We start from the raw sequence: 15,658 nt of genomic DNA, 5'->3' as shown, positions 1-15,658 counted from the left end.
GACTGAATTCGTGACTGACTGGTCAAAGATGAGGATTTCTAGCGGGGGTAGGTAATGAGAGTTGAGGGTGGGGAACGGGAATATTATTCAAAACTCAAAATGCAAAACACAAAATTGACAACTTTGAATTTTAATTTTGAATCTTGGATTCCCAAATCCCCCCTGGGGTTGTAGCCCCAGGCCCCTACTAATCTCTCGATTCCATTACCCTAAACTGTAGCTTTAGCTTTAGCTTTAGCGTTTTTGCTCCAAGGAGCGCCAATTAGACCCCAGGTTGGGCTGTTGAGTGCCAAATCCATGTCGCGAGCGAAGATGGCAAAACCGTCATAACCGTGATAAGGACCGGAGTAATCCTTTTTATGGTTCAATAGCTCTCAGTAGCCTAATGTTCGCCGCAATCAATGTCTGTGCTAAACATTGTTCGCTAAGAACACATTTATTTTTAGGCTAAATCTAGGCTAAGAATACCGCGATGCATAACCAGGGTCAAGACGAATATCAACAAGCTTTTGCTGACTTGGAGCCAGTTGCGTCTACCGATGGCAGTTTTTTCGGCTCAAGTCTGCAAGCACAGCAGCAAAGAGAACACATGAGAACAAAAGTACTGCAAGAGTTAGAGAAAGTTAATCTGCGTTTGAAGTCTGCAAAGGCAAAGGTGACAATTCGGGAATCTAATGGAAGTCTGCAATTACGGGCGACGTTACCAATTAAACCGGGGGATACAGACAAAAACGGCACTGGGAGAAAGCAGTATAATATCAGCTTGAATATTCCCGCCAACTTAGATGGACTCAAAACGGCGGAAGAAGAAGCATACGAGTTAGGAAAGTTAATTGCTCGGAAAACATTTGAATGGAATGATAAATATTTAGGCACTGAAGCGATTAAAAAGGACTTTACAACCATAGGAGAATTACTCGCAAAGTTTGAAGATGAGTATTTTAAAACTCATAAACGCACTACCAAAAGCGAACATACATTTTTTTATTATTTTTCAAGAACCCAAAGATTTACTAATTCCCAAGATATCGCAACTGCGGAAAATTTAATAAGTTCAATTGAACAAATCGATAAAGAATGGGCTAGATATAATGCAGCCAGAGCTATATCTGCATTTTGTCAGACCTTCAAAATCGAAATTGATTTATCTAAATATTCCAAAATGCCGGAAAATAATTCCCGTAACATCCCAACCGATGCTGAAATAGCCACAGGAATTACTAAGTTTGAAGATTATTTGCATAACAGAGGTAATCAAGTAAATCAAGATGTTAAAGATAGCTGGCAGCTTTGGCGCTGGACTTATGGAATGTTAGCAGTTTTTGGTTTACGTCCACGAGAATTATTTATTAATCCTGATATTGATTGGTGGTTAAGCCAAGAGAATGTAGACTTTACATGGAAAGTGCATAAAGAGTGTAAAACAGGAGAAAGGCAAGCATTACCTTTACATAAAGAATGGATTGAAGAATTTGATTTAAGAAATCCGAAGTATTTAGAGATGTTGGCAACAGCGATTAGTAAAAAAGATAAGAATAATCATGCGGAAATAACAGCTTTAACACAAAGAGTTAGTTGGTGGTTTCGGAAAATTGGCTTAGATTTTAAGCCTTACGATTTACGTCATGCTTGGGCAATTCGGGCGCATATTTTGGGGATACCAATTAAAGCGGCGGCGGATAATTTGGGGCATAGTGTGCAAGTTCATACGCATACTTATCAGCGTTGGTTTTCGCTGGATATGCGGAAGTTAGCGATTAATCAGGCTTTGAGTAAGAGGGATGAAGTGGAGTTGATTAGGGAGGAAAATGCGAAGTTGCGGATGGAGAATGAGAAGTTGAAGTTGGAGATTGAGAAGTTGAAGATGGAGTTAGTTTATAAGCGTAGTTAAAAATCAAGTAGACTACGTAATCGTTTACGACTCTCATTAACTAGAGTAGTATAAATCATTTAGCATTGCTGATTGATGAGATGAATTTTGTTTCGTGCAAAAGCCCAAAGGCGCGAAAAATCAATCGTTAGTCTTGGTCAAAAAACTGAATTCATAGCGCATTTATACAACACTAATCATTTTTATGTTTATAGCAATCCGGTTTGATTATTGAAAAAATCTAAGTATCTGTAGGTAGGGCAATGCCTTACAAAACCCGGATACGGTGGGCATTGCCCACCCTACGTATATTTCAAAAATCAAATAGGAGTTCTATAGATTTTTTAAATTCAATCAATTTTCATCGTTTTTGGGCAAAAATACGGTTGATGATCAGCACAACTAGAAGCTTAGTATTGGGTATTACCTTGTTGACTTGCTTCTTATGGCGCAATACGTTCAAGATTCAACTTATTCTCAAGATAAGATTCGTAAATTATTCCCTATTCTCGGCCAATCAACTGTGTACGGAACGCTACCTGTCATTAATCGGCATGGAGCCTTACTTTCACAATTAATTGGTTATGCAACAGTCAATGAAGAGTACATTGTACAAAAGATTATTTCTGATCATCAGGAAAAGAAGAAAGCTGAAGCTGCTGCATGGCGTTTAGGAGTAGGCTTATTAACTACTTTTATGGGTTTGGGAGACGGCTTTCAATTAGGGGATGCCCTTGGTGGATTTGCTGCTGGTATGATTGCGGGAAAGGTCAGCGATGCTCTACAAGATTTAGATGGTCAACAGCTAAAGGAACTAGGATTAGAGTGGGTGAACGATCCAAGATCATATCTGTACCATCGCAAACGACATCGAGGTGATGCCGTACGCAGATTGCTAATGCTCCTACCTCATCCACAGACAGCTGTTCCATGTACTTACTTTGGGATTCAGTTTGCAGATGGGTATGTAGCTTATCTATCATTGATGCCTCAACAAAGCGATTCAGCGTCTCCTGCCAATGGTTTATTCTGCACAAATGGTAGTGGATTTGAGGCTGATATGTTACCCAAGAGGCAGACATTAGGAATGATTATTTGTGATTCAGGTCAGCAGCTACCTGTAGAATTCTGGAGTAACGGCTCTAGTAAATCTATTGTGGCAATTCCATACAAAGCTCCTCATCATTCAATTTACTAAGAGTTATGAGTTCAATTATTCGTAAAAATTCCTTGAATACTTTGGAAGATAATCGTTGGGATGACTTTCAACGCGGTGCGAGAAATCGTCGAATTATTGCTATTGCTTCAACCATAGTATTTGCAATTATCTCTTGGACGTTGCAGAGCATCTTACCTCTTCTCATAGGTGAAGTAATTCTCTGGTTTTTCCTCAAACTTTGGCTTAAAAAAAAGGCTAAGAAGTAATGTCTAGCTATTATTCTTTACCTCAAGACTTGAAGGATTATCTTAGTTCTCGATTTACAGTATATGGTCTTGATCCTGAACTTGCGTATGATAATCTTATTCCCTGGGAGGTTAAAGCACAAGGGTCAGATATGATTCGAGAGTTTATGCATCACAAGCATATCTCTCATATTTATCCCCAGAGTGAATATCCAGACTTAGCCGACGAAATTGATAATGTTTTTCTAGAAGATCCCCATGAAAACTTATCTCGCGGATCGAATGTGGCTACACCTAGCGAATTCTTCGATGCTCGACTGGATAACGCAATGGATGTCTTCGATAGAGACTGGAACGATGACGGAATTTTAGATGGAGGTATATTTGATTCAATTTTTTCATAAACTGTAATATCCTGACGCTGAGTTTTAAGTGCGATCATCTATTCAGTCCAAGTACCGATCGCACTTCTTGCGTAGGCTGTGTTGTCGCCAAGCGCAACGCACCATCATCTCAAACATCCCAAATATCCGTCATAAGCTGAATCTCACCCCCGCTACCCCAATCTAAGGGATAAATCTTCTGCTGCATAAAACGATGAATACTAGAAAAAGCCTATTGTTGGGGTGATTCACAAAGCTGATACCGCACGGGATTATAGTGAATATAATCCGATATCATAGGGGTATTGGATTCTGGTTAGCAAATGACCTCACCCTTGTCACCCACAACACCCGCGAATTTAGCCGTATAGATGGCTTGAAGTACGAAGACTGGGAATAGTTAGGTTAGATAGCAATCTACATTATGCCAGGACTTACGCAAAGGTAAGGTCAAAATGAACCGCAGAGAACGCAGAGTTCACAGAGGAATAAGAGTTTGAGAGGTTTTGTGCGTAAGTCCTATATGCCTTTGATGCATTGGAGCGATCGCTCATCTGTGTAGAAAACAGTCAGAATAAATACATTCCCTAACTGTTCTCGTAGCGGCGGAGGTAATAACGTGCAAATCGAACAGACAGAGGTGATGATTCCCACTCCCGACGGACAAATGCCGGCTTGGTTGTATACTCATGCTGAGGGTAAACGTCAGCCTGCTGTCATCTTACTGATGGAAGCATTTGGTTTAACATCGCACATTCGCGATGTAGCCGCAAGAATTGCCCAGGAAGGTTATGTGGTTCTCGCACCAGATTTATATTATCGTGAGTTGCCAAATAACAAGTTTGGTTACGATGAAGTTGAGCAAGCGCGGGCGATGATGTTCCGCCTCGATTTTGGTAAGCCGATGGAGGAAGATATTCGGGCGGCGTTGGTTTATGTAAAATCACGAGCCGATGTGTATCGAGATAAAGTGGGTGTGACTGGCTTTTGCTTAGGTGGTGGGTTGACTTTTTTCACCGCCTGTTATTTATCTCCAGGAATTGCGGCGGCAGCGCCTTTCTACGGTATGGTTCTGGATGAGTGGATTGTAGCGATGGAAAATATTACAGTGCCAGTTTACTTGTTCTTTGGTGGTACTGATCCATTTATTCCCAGCGATCGCGTTAAACAAATCGAGTCCCGTTTCCAAGAACTCGGCAAAGAATACACCTTGAAAGTTTATCCTGATGCGGATCATGGGTTTTTCTGTAATGAGCGTTCTGAGTACAACCCTTTAGCCGCTGAAGATGCTTGGCGTGAGTTGACACAGTTCTTTGATAAACATCTGCGGGAGAGTTGATGGGTAAAAAATTTAGTAGCCAGCAATCAAGTGCTGGCTACTAAATTATCAAAATGAAAGCGATCGCCAATCCCAAAATCTCCACTTGACGCAATTTCGGGCGTTGCTAATTCATTGAATGAAAACAAAATTCCCGCCAAGATTTCCGTAACTGCCTTTTTAGCTGATGTATATTTTCATCCTGGACTATAATTTTAGACTTATTTTTTGGGTTTAAACCCTTGCTAAGGAAGATACAGTAATGAGTAATAATCTAAATACATACTTGAAAAAGTTTAACCAAGTTTTTGCTGCACCAATTTCTCTTTTTAAAATTAGTAAACGTTCGTACTTCTATGCCCATGTAGGACTTGGTACATTTCTAGCTTTTTGCTTTAACATATCTGTTGTAGCTTGCCCAGAAAGCAATATAAAAAAGATGGAGTATGAGAAAATAACTACAAAAACAATTGTAGAAACGAGTGATGGCAGAAAGTTTAGCTGCTGGCATAACCTAAAAGCTAAACCTATTAAATTTCAGGGCGCTACATATGATGTGGCAATTCATTGTGACAAGAGCCTAACAATTTACTCTCAGCTAGATGGAATAGACAATGTTGTTGTTGATAATAAAGGCAGCAAAAGCTTATATCAGGCAGAGTTTTTAGGCGATAAGTACGAATGTAATACCCAAAGAGAAACTATGATTAAACCTTGGATTTATAAGCGCAAAGCAAATGTTATTAAACACACTGTCTATCAATATACTCCATACAAATCATAGTTGATAAAAGGTATGGAATAGAATATGGGGCATGAGCAATAGTAGCCAATTCCCAATGCCCAATGCCCTATTTCTAATGCCCCAAGTCGCCTAATTAAGCTTGTTCCCAAAGCTCACGAATACGATCGGGGAGCCAACCAGCAATTTCTTGAATCCGTTCTTGGGAAAGTTCGTCTTTGGTTGCAGAAAACACTGCTTGAATCGCTTGATCTCGGTCTACTGTTCCTGGGAGTCCGCCTTCATTAGCAACTCTAGTGAGAAAGAGATTGGAATCAATACCAATGGGAGCTGGGCCTGTCAAAGGTTTACGTACTCGACTTAAAAATCTCACAATTGGATTGGTGTCTTTCCAGAGTTCAGCCACTTCCATTTGGAGTGCTTTTTCATCTGTAGTTACAGCCTCTTGATGCAGTTCTGACTCGACGCGATCGCTCGCTTCTGTTGTCATTAAGTCGCGCATGACGCGAAATACGACTTCACTAAAGTCTCTAGCGTCATACAAATCTGCGAATCCGCTTCCCACCATGACTTTTTCTAGGAAAGAGCGATTTTCGTCAGCGATCGCAGTTCGAGAATCTTCAATCTCTGTTGGGTCAACTTCGGGAATGTTTTGTCTAAATGTTTGATCGGGCATTGTTCTTTATTTTGCTTGTTAATCTTGAGTCTTTCTGCTTACCTATGTAAGGTCGCACAAATCAAAAACCCTTAGTGTCATCCAGAAGTTCGAGATGTCATCTATCCAAAAGTAATAAATCTCCTGGATAATTTTCAGGCTGCTTGTATCAATGCTTACAGGATTGTTATGTAGAGATGAAATCAGAGCAAATCCCTGAAATCTTATTTAATTCTTAAATATCAGGATTATTAACAAAATATTGGTAAAAAAAGTAAGCATAACGTTTTATTGAGTATCTAAATGATCTTTAACCATTCCATAAACTACCAGAATTGGAGAACAACAGCACATACCGAATTCAGAATAATTTCTGAGCATCCCTGTAACAAAAGCGCAGAGATTATCAATCATATCTTCTTAATAATCAACAAATAGATAGAGTTAGGAGGAGAAAAACAATGGATGCTGCACAAGTAGCGCTAGAGGTTCGCGACAGATTGGAGATAGCCGATGCAATATATCGCTTTGGCGCGGGAATCGACTTAGCTGATGAAGAGTTATTTGCCTCTGCATTTGCACCGGCTGCTATTGTTGACGCAACCTCAAGTAATAAACTTTGGGGGCTGAATTATCCAGTTTTTCAAGGGCTTGATGTGATTGTGGAACTCTTTAAAAACACAGTTTTTCTACTTGACACAACCCACGCAATATCTAATCCACGCATCAAGATAAATGGCGATACAGCAAAACTATATGTGATTGCGGAAGCTCAACATCTTCCACCAGATGACCATAGCAGACATTGCCTGATGAAAAGTCAGTACGATGTCAGTCTAGTGCGTGATGGCGATCGCTGGGTGATTAATCATTTAATCATTAATGGCGTGTGGTTTACAGGTGAAACCAGCGTTTTGACGGGTAAGTAAAAAGTTGTGTCGCCTCATCTGCTAGGTACTCTCCTAGGTAGAATTTGATAGTATGAACAAAATAGGCGATCGCTTACAACCCAATTTAAGCGATCGCGGTCTTTAGCAGATTTGCAAACTCACTATGGCAAAGCGTAAGAAAAGCAATCTCCAGTGGATTAAAGAAACGCTTGAACTAAAACCTGACCATCGCTGGGAATCGCCATCAGGCTACAAAATTTTTGTGGCTAATCGTGGGGCTGTTCGCTTCAATGTACCCCAAAATTGGGTTTTTGAGCCACAGGAAAAATCATTCAAGTTCATGGACAAAAAACCGCCCGATGATGATTGCTGTTTAGAAGTATCTTTCAATCAACTCCCACCGAACGACTGGAGCCTGTTTCCCCTCAAATCCACCTTGAAAAAAGTGATGGACGAAGACAGCCGCAACATCATTGAAAGGGGTGAAATTATTACCGTCAAGCGCCAAACCGCCAAAATTGTCTGGACAGAAATTAAGTTTATCGACAACCAAGCAGAGCCACGGGACGCTTTTTCGCGGACTTGCATAGCTTTGGGGTCAAATGTTCAATGCTTGATTACATTCGATTATTGGGCGGATCAAGCAGAACAATTAACACCCGTTTGGGATGAAGCGATCCGTAGTCTGACACTAGGGCTGTATATCCGCGATCCTCGGACTGGTTTAGCTTTCCCAGATTAAACCCCAACTCTTCAGTATGTTCAAGAGCGGTCTCTACAACAGTCTATTTCTTGTGCATCTCACACACAATCTCTGTCATGCGATCGCATCCATATCTGAAGAGGAATTTTCTCAAGCGTAAAACTGGCTATAATGGTCACAAGCGTGGAATTTACTATAATCTTTCTAATCATCCTTTTAGGCGCAGGATATTGTTTTTTATTATATCCCAATCAAAAGATAGAGAAAATCAGAAGTAACTTGGTAGTGGAAGTTGATGGAGCAAATACACGTTACCCAAACTTACCTTTAGGTAACTTAGGTATTTTTTTTGATGTTAATGATAATCGGAGAATCCGAGTCGTTTTTCCCAAGCTGACGCGAGATGGAATTGAGTATATTTATTCCTGGCATAATCTGGAATCTATCCGTATTCCAGCTTTAGAAAAAACACATACTCAAAGCAGAGTCAACCTCCAAGCAGCCCAAGAAATAGCCTTTTTGATGAAGGAGCATATTCAATTTGTTGAGCCAGAGATTTTAAATTTAAGAAAGCAGTGGCACAAAATAAACGAATTGCTGGACTTAGTAGCTACGTCAGAATTTTATACAAATCAACAGGGAATTTATGAAAGAGCATTATTTCAAATTGAGAATTTGCTAGATAAAGCTGAAGAATTACAACAAGTGTACGTTGGCTTTATCAGAGAAATGTTGATTGGCAGACAAATTGCAGGATATGACCCGAATTTGCTTCCCGATAAAGGCTTGGCTATTGATAATCAGTACAAAAAAATTAAAGAAGAATACCAATATATGAAGGATACAGCGACAGCCTATGCTGATCTGTTAAGCACCAGCCAAATTTAGCCTATTGCGATCGCATCCCTCATCAAGGCAATTCTATCATCTTTGTGAGGTGCGCTCTTGGTTGCTTACCGTATCGCTCTAGATTGCTTCTGATGTTCCAAACTCCGTAATCAAGAAACTTGTCACCCTTGACCTTGACTCGTTATTCTTCAGATAGGTGTTATGCTCTTAGGGAGAACCTCAAATGTCAACCAATACTTCTCTGGAAGAACGTCTTGCAGCTGTAGAAGCGGCAGTGACGGAGTTACAACAACAAGTAGCAGTTTCTCAACCAACAAATTGGCTGCAACAAATTACAGGTTCTTTCAAAGATGAGCCGGCGTTTGAAGAAGTACTCGCTTATGGACGTGCGATTCGTCAAGGCGATGAATCAATCATCGATGTTCAGGATGAGCCATGAAATATTTGTTGGATACAGTGCAGATTAGAAATGACTTGATTGTGCTTATTGAATAGACAAGTTAACCTCAGCTTATTCACTGCTAATAATCCTTTTACAAGTTCCACATAAATCTAAATTTTGCGCTTCGGCTTCTTTAATAGTTTTAAAAAACAAAATTTTTGCTTGATGTTCAGGCTTTTCTACACGAGGGTAATGGCTGCAACCATTAGGGAGATGGTAACAATACCTTCCACGTTTAGCTCTAACCGGATAATCTTTATAAATAGGGTCTTCGTTAACATCCATACTCAAGTTTCCAATACATGAGTAAACCCAATTCAGTAGACGTGATGTTTGAAACAAAGTTTTGAGCCTGGGATTTTTTGCCATTTTTTCGTCCAAGACTTCCAGCATTTCCTCTATATTTTCTTTGGAAGGCTCTTGATTTATATAGGTAATAAGCAAATCAGTTAAAATTTTCTCAATTCTTTTGAAACTTTTTTCTCGCCTAATTGCTTCAAAAGTAAAAATTGCGTAGCACGAATGCCAAGTATCTTGAATTTTATTTAATAAGCCATAATGTTTTCTTTTAAGAGGATTTAACCTATCAAGAATAAAATCTCTTTGTTCGTCTAATTCAGTTAACTTCCAATCAACTAAATCCCTGTCAGTGGTATTCACACCTACTGTAAGTAACTCAATAGCTCTCAGAAGTAGCCAATACTCTGAGTCAAGTTGGTTTAGTTGACTAGCTTCTCTCTTATCTGCCGTAGCAATTACTGACTCAGAGGTAGGAGTATGATGAAGTTTTGCTCTAACTTCTTGCCAGATTGAGTTAAGAGAGTGATCTACTGCCTTATTTAACTGCCATTGGTATGCCTGAAATCCACTAAATAAATAGTTGGTGAGAGATTGAATAAGGTCTATAGGAAAAGCATGACTCGCGGTGAATCCAAGAAAAAACCATACAAAAAATACTACAAAAAAGAATAGTAAAGTTGTTATATAGTTCCACATCTTCCTCCAAAATGACTTTAATCTTAAGTATTGAGGAAGCTCTGTTGGAGATGATTGAGAATTTGAAGAGAAATGTAAGTGAAGCTCTTCAGCCCCGAAAGTACTGATCTCCTCCTGCTATATATCCTGTATTTTGTGGAGCGTTAATATTTGAGCCAGAACCAGTAGAAATCTGATTAACAGTTCCACTATTTTGATTTCCCTCAATCTCGAGCAGTTTACTAACGACATCTTCTAGTTCTTCACGAAAAGTGATATTTGTCGGAGCCTCTGCTATGATTGCTTCTTTCAATACTCCTAGATTTTGTGTAGCTTGCTGAATTTCTTTTCTACCAGCGAAGTGAGTGTATATGACACCCACTAACTTTTGAAGGTAGTCTTTCGCATCCGCCCCTAACTTTTGCAAAGCTCCACCTGAAACTTGCAGTGCAAAATACTCCACAGCCTTGGTTGCTAAAGTTTCTAAAAGCATAGTTTGGGTAGATTTCTTAGATTGTGAACAAGAGTATTGGTTGTGATTATACCTTACTCTTTAAGTGTATTATTGTTATTTTTAACACAATAAGTGGTTGGATGGCAATATAAAATTCGTTCACCTTAGTCAGTTTTGGCAGATTATGTGGTTATAGCGCATGGAAGCAATGATCTAACTGCTGAGTTTCAGGTTGCTTGCTGTCACTAAACCGAGCCTTTATAAAGTTAGTTTAGGTTTGAGATAGCCCAGATGGATAATTCCTGCTTGCTTTTGCCGATTGCATTCCCCATCGCATTATCTCACCTCAAACAATTGACCCTTTGCAAAAGCCTTAATTTTTGCGAACTTCTTTGCGCCTTTGCGTGAAACAAAAAATATTTCAGAAATTAATCTAAAAAATGTCATTTAAAATGGTTTTTTATTTAACAATTTTAATTTAAGACTCATGCAAGCAAATTCTCAAAACCAGACAGAATAAGAGTTATATTGTTTAAAGCATCAGAAAAGATTGTTAGTCGATAACCCTACAACTTGCATTTAGGCTAGAAAAACAGTCTATTTTCTCCTGCCGCAAAAAAAACCTGGTTGCATCGCGAGTTCTAAGGACAATTGCTAGGTTCGGAGTAATCCCAAGAGTGCATTTGACGGAAAGGAAGACCCATCTTTTGGAAGACATACTTCTCTTTCACACCAGAAGCAATCAAATCTGGCTTGAGTGCTTTAACAAACTCTTCAAATTCGTAAGCGGTAACGTCGTCATAAACGATGGTGCCGTTTTCGATGTAGTGAGTGGTACGTTTGTAATCGTCATTATGAGCGAACTCATAACCTGTACCAATCATCTTCATACCCAAATCTTGGAAAGCGGGTACAACGTGGCGAGGACGCAAACCACCAACCATCATAGCGACGGTTTTACCTTCCAAACGGGGGCGATACTTCTTAACGATCGCATCCATTGTTGGCTGATACTTAGCAATAACCTTCTCAGCGTTTTCTTGGATCTTCGAGTCAAATTTAGAAGCAATTTCCCGTAAGGATTCAGCAATCTTGGTGGGGCCGAAGAAGTTGTATTCCAACCAGGGGATACCATACTTCTCTTCCATGTGACGGCTGATGTAGTTCATCGACCGATAGCAGTGGATGAGGTTCATCTTCACATTGGGGGTCATCAACATTTCGTTGATAGTACCGTCACCAGACCACTGAGCGACTACGCGCAAGCCGATTTCTTCTAAGAGGATGCGGCTAGCCCAAGCATCACCACCGATGTTGTAGTCACCAATGATGGCTACATCATAAGGAGTAGAGTCAAACTTGAGTGTGCCATCTTTCTTGGCTTGATCTGCTCTGGGGAATACCCAGTCACGAATCATGTCGTTAGCAATGTGGTGACCCAAGGACTGAGATACACCACGGAAGCCTTCGCAACGTACAGGTACAACAGGCTTGTTAATTTCTTTAGCTGCTTTCTTAGCAACTGCTTCGATGTCATCCCCAATCAAACCGATGGGACATTCAGATTGAATGGAAACACCACGGCTGAGGGGGAATAGAACTTCGAGTTCTTGAATCAGCTTGAAGAGTTTTTTGTCACCACCGAAAACGATGTCTCTTTCTTGGAAGTCGGAGGTGAAGTGCATGGTACCAAAGGTGTCAACACCAGTTGTACCAATGTAGTAGTTACGACGACCAGACCAAGACCAGTAACCGCAACCTACAGGCCCGTGGCTAATGTGGATCATGTCCTTAATCGGACCCCAAACCACACCCTTAGAACCTGCATAAGCACAACCACGGGCGGTCATTACACCAGGAAGGGATTTAATGTTAGACTTAACGCCGCAGTCGGACTTACCTTCTTCGTATACGTTTAAGTGCTTTTCCCGTTTTTTCGCTGCTTTTTCGGGATAGGCATTAAGAACTTCTTTAATTAGTTCTTTTCTTTCTTCAATGATGTTTTGATTTTCTGGAGGAGTCATCTTTAGTCTCTCTTGCTCCTAAGGAACCGGGATAGTTAGGGAAGGGGATTTCCCCTATGGGGTTGGGGACTCTAAGTCCCCGTGGGGGATAAAAATTAGATCAAAGGTAAAAGGGAATTGATGCAAGTGTTCCCTTTTCCTAAAACATAGTTTATTTAGCAGAAGCTCCTGCTGGTTTACCAATGATGTCTGCGTGCTTGGTATCGTCATCAAGGATACCGTACTCGATCAATAATGCTTCGAGATCATCCATTTCCATTGGTGTAGGAATGGTGAGATTGGTGTTGTTGATGATCTTCTTAGCTAATGCACGGTATTCATTACCTTGAGCGCTGTCAGGTGCATACTCGTTAACAGTCATCCGACGCAATTCTGCGTGTTGAACGATGTTGTCGCGAGGTACGAAGTGAATCATTTGGGTGTTCAAGCGTTCAGCCAAGGTTTCGATTAGTTCGATTTCCCGGTCAACTTTACGGCTGTTACAAATCAAACCACCCAAGCGCACACCACCAGAGTGAGCGTACTTGAGAATACCGCGAGCGATGTTGTTAGCAGCATACATCGCCATCATTTCACCAGAGGTAACGATGTAGATTTCTTGTGCCTTACCTTCACGGATAGGCATAGCAAAACCACCGCACACAACGTCACCCAACACGTCGTAAGATACGAAATCTAGGTCTTGGTAAGCACCATTTTCTTCCAAGAAGTTAATGGCGGTGATGATACCACGACCGGCGCAACCTACACCTGGTTCTGGACCACCAGACTCCACGCAACGAACATCACGGAAGCCGGTGAGCATTACTTCTTCGAGTTCTAGGTCTTCTACAGCACCGCGTTCTGCTGCTAAGTGCAGCACGGTGGTTTGAGCTTTACTGTGGAGCATCAAACGGGTGGAGTCAGCTTTAGGGTCGCAACCCACAATCAAAACGCGCTGACCCATTTCTGCCATAGCGGCGATGGTATTTTGGGAAGTGGTGGACTTACCGATACCGCCTTTACCGTAGAAGGCTATCTGTCTAATATTTTCGTCAGTCATGGTTCGTGTTTCCTGCAATTGGTTGGTTGGTGGGTCTTTTGCTTTTGTCTGTTGGGTCTCACGCCCGTTGGAGCTCGGAGTGAGTTTCGTGTAGAACGTCGCTTTTGGCGTTGGTACTAAGTATCAGCCGGGGGCGCGCGCTCCACAGCAAAAACTATCGGTAGTAAAGACATCTATGTTCCTCGTTCAAATTAAATTTTTTTTCTTTTATTCTTTGTTAATAGCCATGAAAATGACTATTAACAAAGGTAATTACGCACTTTACAAATACTTGTGAGTCAGAGATAAACACCTGGTAGGAGTTGACTGAATATCTTCGTCAACAATCAATCTCAAAGTCCTGTTACTTGTTCACAATAGAGCCTTTCAAGTTGGCGACGCGAGCCATTGCAGCGCTAGCATCAGCAGCCGGAACTCCACTTGCAGCCATTGCATCGCTGAGGTGTTTAGCAACAGCATCAAAGTGTTGGGGCTGTAAATTCATCCCTGTGTGGGTTTTGTCCATTGGGCGACCTGCATATTGCTTTGGCCCTTCGAGTAACTGAGCTACGAAAGCAACAAAGTGCGCACGTTGCTTCGCCATATCTGTTTTAGCGAAGAATGTATTAACACTGTTGTCTGCTAGAATCCGTTTGTGCAAATCCGCAACTACTTTCTCGATAGTTGCTTGTCCGCCAATTTTGTCGTATAGTGCGCTCATATCCTCATTCCTTTGAAGCGAGTTGGATTAGGGAATTCGCAATTAGGCCTTGAATACTTGCCTATGTGCTTTAGCTGTTTGTTGTCGGTAGGACTGAATTCATTGATGCGAAGTGAATTGTCTCAGTCAAATCCTACTGTCTCTTAGTTGATGCACATTAGGTGTATTTGTGCAGTGCGTAAGTTTTATAGCAATGGCTCGACCGCTTCGACTACAAGGTTCTTGCTGACACGATCCTGCAACCTGGCTTCTATGGCAATCTTGAGAGTTGCTGTGCTGCTAGAACAAGAACCACACGCTCCTTGAAGCAGAACCTTGACGCGATCGCCATCTACATCATAAAGTTCAACATCTCCGCCATCAGCAATTAGAACTGGTCTGACTTCTTCATCTAACACTTTTTGAATCAGTGCAATTTTTTGCACATTAGTCAGCGGACGTTGTGATTGTTTAGCAGTAGCAATATTGGTTGCAACTTTCACGCCATAGTTGTTGAGTGCAGGTGTAGCGGTCTCTTGTTGAACTTCTTTTATAATATCATCGATATTGGCTAAACAGGAACCGCATCCGCCACCAGCTTTGACATAATTTGTTACCTGTTCTGCATCCGTGAGGTTATTTTCCAAAATCACGCGCCGAATTTTGGATTCGCTGATGCCAAAGCAGCTACAAATTAGCGCTCCTTCATCATCGTCATCATGGGTAGCTAGGGGAATGCCACGATAATTATAAATAGCCGCTTCTAGCGCTTCTTGCCCCATCACAGAACAATGCATTTTCGCTTCTGGCAATCCACCCAGGTATTCTGCAATGTCTTTATTGGAGACATTGAGGGCTTCATCCAAGGTTAAACCCTTAATCATTTCTGTCAAAGCGCTGGAAGATGCGATCGCACTCGTGCAGCCAAAAGTTTGAAAGCGTGCATCGAGAATCTTATCGCTGGCGACTTCAACTTTCAGGTGTAGTCTCAAAGCATCACCACAAGCAATGCTACCTACTTCCCCAGTCGCCACCTTCACCCCAGCGTCATCAGCTTCTTCGATAACTCCCTGATTTTTGGGATTGTAAAACAATTCTAATACTTTATCTGTGTAGTCCCACATGGCCGATTTTAGATTTTGGATTTTGGATTTTAGATTGGGCATTGGGCATTGGAGAACAGTCAACAGTCAACAGTCAACAGTCAACAGTTAATTGTCCCCCTATT

At 41.1% G+C, this 15,658-nt stretch carries 18 protein-coding genes; 10 read left to right on the top strand and 8 right to left on the bottom strand.

Going from position 1 to position 15,658, the window contains the following annotated elements; all coding sequences use genetic code 11:
* Positions 1-209 precede the first annotated feature (209 nt).
* Positions 210-368 (bottom strand): nitrogenase molybdenum-iron protein subunit alpha, encoded by a 159-nt coding sequence (locus AACU32_RS17685; protein WP_339378020.1) that lies wholly within the window; start codon positions 366-368, stop codon positions 210-212.
* A 104-nt stretch (positions 369-472) separates the two neighbouring features.
* Between AACU32_RS17685 and AACU32_RS17680 the strand changes: the two genes are divergently transcribed.
* From AACU32_RS17680 to AACU32_RS17655, 6 genes are all read left to right on the top strand, one after another.
* Positions 473-1,891: a site-specific integrase gene (locus AACU32_RS17680; protein ID WP_339378019.1), complete on the top strand. Its 1,419-nt coding sequence runs from the start codon at positions 473-475 to the stop codon at positions 1,889-1,891.
* 424 nt (positions 1,892-2,315) lie between these two features.
* A complete protein-coding gene (locus AACU32_RS17675) occupies positions 2,316-3,068 on the top strand; it encodes a hypothetical protein (RefSeq protein ID WP_096601743.1) in 753 nt (250 codons plus the stop codon).
* Between the two features lie 5 nt (positions 3,069-3,073).
* The gene (locus tag AACU32_RS17670; protein WP_096601740.1) at positions 3,074-3,295 is read left to right on the top strand and encodes a hypothetical protein; all 222 of its coding nucleotides are present in this window, start codon (positions 3,074-3,076) and stop codon (positions 3,293-3,295) included.
* A 131-nt stretch (positions 3,296-3,426) separates the two neighbouring features.
* Positions 3,427-3,678 (top strand): hypothetical protein, encoded by a 252-nt coding sequence (locus tag AACU32_RS17665; RefSeq protein ID WP_339378018.1) that lies wholly within the window; start codon positions 3,427-3,429, stop codon positions 3,676-3,678.
* A gap of 598 nt (positions 3,679-4,276) precedes the next feature.
* Positions 4,277-4,996, top strand: a complete 720-nt coding sequence (locus AACU32_RS17660) for a dienelactone hydrolase family protein (protein ID WP_096601737.1) — start codon at positions 4,277-4,279, stop codon at positions 4,994-4,996.
* 241 nt (positions 4,997-5,237) lie between these two features.
* A complete protein-coding gene (locus AACU32_RS17655; RefSeq protein ID WP_096601734.1) occupies positions 5,238-5,759 on the top strand; it encodes a hypothetical protein in 522 nt (173 codons plus the stop codon).
* A 94-nt stretch (positions 5,760-5,853) separates the two neighbouring features.
* Here the strand turns inward: AACU32_RS17655 and AACU32_RS17650 are convergent, their stop codons facing one another.
* The gene (locus tag AACU32_RS17650; protein ID WP_096601731.1) at positions 5,854-6,393 is read right to left on the bottom strand and encodes a DUF2267 domain-containing protein; all 540 of its coding nucleotides are present in this window, start codon (positions 6,391-6,393) and stop codon (positions 5,854-5,856) included.
* A gap of 440 nt (positions 6,394-6,833) precedes the next feature.
* On the opposite strand from AACU32_RS17650, the gene AACU32_RS17645 reads away from it, so the two are divergent.
* The 4 genes from AACU32_RS17645 to AACU32_RS17630 all read left to right on the top strand — a co-directional run bounded on the left by AACU32_RS17645 (position 6,834) and on the right by AACU32_RS17630 (position 9,253).
* A complete protein-coding gene (locus AACU32_RS17645; protein ID WP_096601728.1) occupies positions 6,834-7,301 on the top strand; it encodes a nuclear transport factor 2 family protein in 468 nt (155 codons plus the stop codon).
* 124 nt (positions 7,302-7,425) lie between these two features.
* The gene (locus AACU32_RS17640) at positions 7,426-8,004 is read left to right on the top strand and encodes a hypothetical protein (protein ID WP_096601725.1); all 579 of its coding nucleotides are present in this window, start codon (positions 7,426-7,428) and stop codon (positions 8,002-8,004) included.
* A 246-nt stretch (positions 8,005-8,250) separates the two neighbouring features.
* Positions 8,251-8,853, top strand: coding sequence for a hypothetical protein (locus tag AACU32_RS17635; protein WP_339378016.1), 603 nt, complete (start codon positions 8,251-8,253; stop codon positions 8,851-8,853).
* A 184-nt stretch (positions 8,854-9,037) separates the two neighbouring features.
* Positions 9,038-9,253, top strand: coding sequence for a hypothetical protein (locus AACU32_RS17630; protein WP_096601719.1), 216 nt, complete (start codon positions 9,038-9,040; stop codon positions 9,251-9,253).
* A 72-nt stretch (positions 9,254-9,325) separates the two neighbouring features.
* Here AACU32_RS17630 and AACU32_RS17625 read toward each other — a convergent pair whose 3' ends face one another.
* The 6 genes from AACU32_RS17625 to nifU form a co-directional block, all read right to left on the bottom strand.
* Positions 9,326-10,252 carry a hypothetical protein gene (locus tag AACU32_RS17625; RefSeq protein ID WP_096601716.1) on the bottom strand — a complete coding sequence of 309 codons (927 nt, stop codon included), beginning with the start codon at positions 10,250-10,252 and terminating at the stop codon, positions 9,326-9,328.
* An 88-nt stretch (positions 10,253-10,340) separates the two neighbouring features.
* On the bottom strand, positions 10,341-10,724 hold the full coding sequence (locus AACU32_RS17620; protein WP_096601713.1) for a hypothetical protein: 384 nt from the start codon (positions 10,722-10,724) through the stop codon (positions 10,341-10,343).
* Between the two features lie 602 nt (positions 10,725-11,326).
* Positions 11,327-12,709 (bottom strand): nitrogenase molybdenum-iron protein alpha chain, encoded by a 1,383-nt coding sequence (nifD, locus tag AACU32_RS17615; RefSeq protein WP_096601710.1) that lies wholly within the window; start codon positions 12,707-12,709, stop codon positions 11,327-11,329.
* Between the two features lie 151 nt (positions 12,710-12,860).
* Positions 12,861-13,751 carry a nitrogenase iron protein gene (nifH, locus tag AACU32_RS17610; protein ID WP_096601707.1) on the bottom strand — a complete coding sequence of 297 codons (891 nt, stop codon included), beginning with the start codon at positions 13,749-13,751 and terminating at the stop codon, positions 12,861-12,863.
* Between the two features lie 343 nt (positions 13,752-14,094).
* Positions 14,095-14,451 carry a group I truncated hemoglobin gene (locus AACU32_RS17605; RefSeq protein ID WP_096601704.1) on the bottom strand — a complete coding sequence of 119 codons (357 nt, stop codon included), beginning with the start codon at positions 14,449-14,451 and terminating at the stop codon, positions 14,095-14,097.
* A gap of 185 nt (positions 14,452-14,636) precedes the next feature.
* Complete coding sequence (nifU, locus tag AACU32_RS17600) at positions 14,637-15,554, bottom strand: Fe-S cluster assembly protein NifU (protein WP_096608057.1); 918 nt, start codon at positions 15,552-15,554, stop codon at positions 14,637-14,639.
* Positions 15,555-15,658: the final 104 nt, after the last annotated feature.

It is taken from the genome of Calothrix sp. NIES-2100, assembly GCF_963875285.1.
In the GTDB taxonomy this organism is placed as follows: Bacteria; Cyanobacteriota; Cyanobacteriia; order Cyanobacteriales; family Nostocaceae; genus Aulosira.
This window is presented reverse-complemented; position numbering and strand designations above follow the sequence as displayed.

Excerpts from the sequence above, each read along its gene's own strand:
- AACU32_RS17605 (WP_096601704.1), bottom strand. The coding sequence starts at position 14,451 with ATGAGCGCACTATACGACAAAATTGGCGGACAAGCAACTATCGAGAAA.
- AACU32_RS17625 (WP_096601716.1), bottom strand. The coding sequence starts at position 10,252 with ATGTGGAACTATATAACAACTTTACTATTCTTTTTTGTAGTATTTTTT.
- nifD (WP_096601710.1), bottom strand. The coding sequence starts at position 12,709 with ATGACTCCTCCAGAAAATCAAAACATCATTGAAGAAAGAAAAGAACTA.
- nifH (WP_096601707.1), bottom strand. The coding sequence starts at position 13,751 with ATGACTGACGAAAATATTAGACAGATAGCCTTCTACGGTAAAGGCGGT.
- AACU32_RS17670 (WP_096601740.1), top strand. The coding sequence starts at position 3,074 with ATGAGTTCAATTATTCGTAAAAATTCCTTGAATACTTTGGAAGATAAT.
- AACU32_RS17620 (WP_096601713.1), bottom strand. The coding sequence starts at position 10,724 with ATGCTTTTAGAAACTTTAGCAACCAAGGCTGTGGAGTATTTTGCACTG.
- AACU32_RS17645 (WP_096601728.1), top strand. The coding sequence starts at position 6,834 with ATGGATGCTGCACAAGTAGCGCTAGAGGTTCGCGACAGATTGGAGATA.
- nifU (WP_096608057.1), bottom strand. The coding sequence starts at position 15,554 with ATGTGGGACTACACAGATAAAGTATTAGAATTGTTTTACAATCCCAAA.
- AACU32_RS17630 (WP_096601719.1), top strand. The coding sequence starts at position 9,038 with ATGTCAACCAATACTTCTCTGGAAGAACGTCTTGCAGCTGTAGAAGCG.
- AACU32_RS17665 (WP_339378018.1), top strand. The coding sequence starts at position 3,427 with ATGATTCGAGAGTTTATGCATCACAAGCATATCTCTCATATTTATCCC.
- AACU32_RS17655 (WP_096601734.1), top strand. The coding sequence starts at position 5,238 with ATGAGTAATAATCTAAATACATACTTGAAAAAGTTTAACCAAGTTTTT.
- AACU32_RS17650 (WP_096601731.1), bottom strand. The coding sequence starts at position 6,393 with ATGCCCGATCAAACATTTAGACAAAACATTCCCGAAGTTGACCCAACA.
- AACU32_RS17675 (WP_096601743.1), top strand. The coding sequence starts at position 2,316 with ATGGCGCAATACGTTCAAGATTCAACTTATTCTCAAGATAAGATTCGT.
- AACU32_RS17640 (WP_096601725.1), top strand. The coding sequence starts at position 7,426 with ATGGCAAAGCGTAAGAAAAGCAATCTCCAGTGGATTAAAGAAACGCTT.
- AACU32_RS17680 (WP_339378019.1), top strand. The coding sequence starts at position 473 with ATGCATAACCAGGGTCAAGACGAATATCAACAAGCTTTTGCTGACTTG.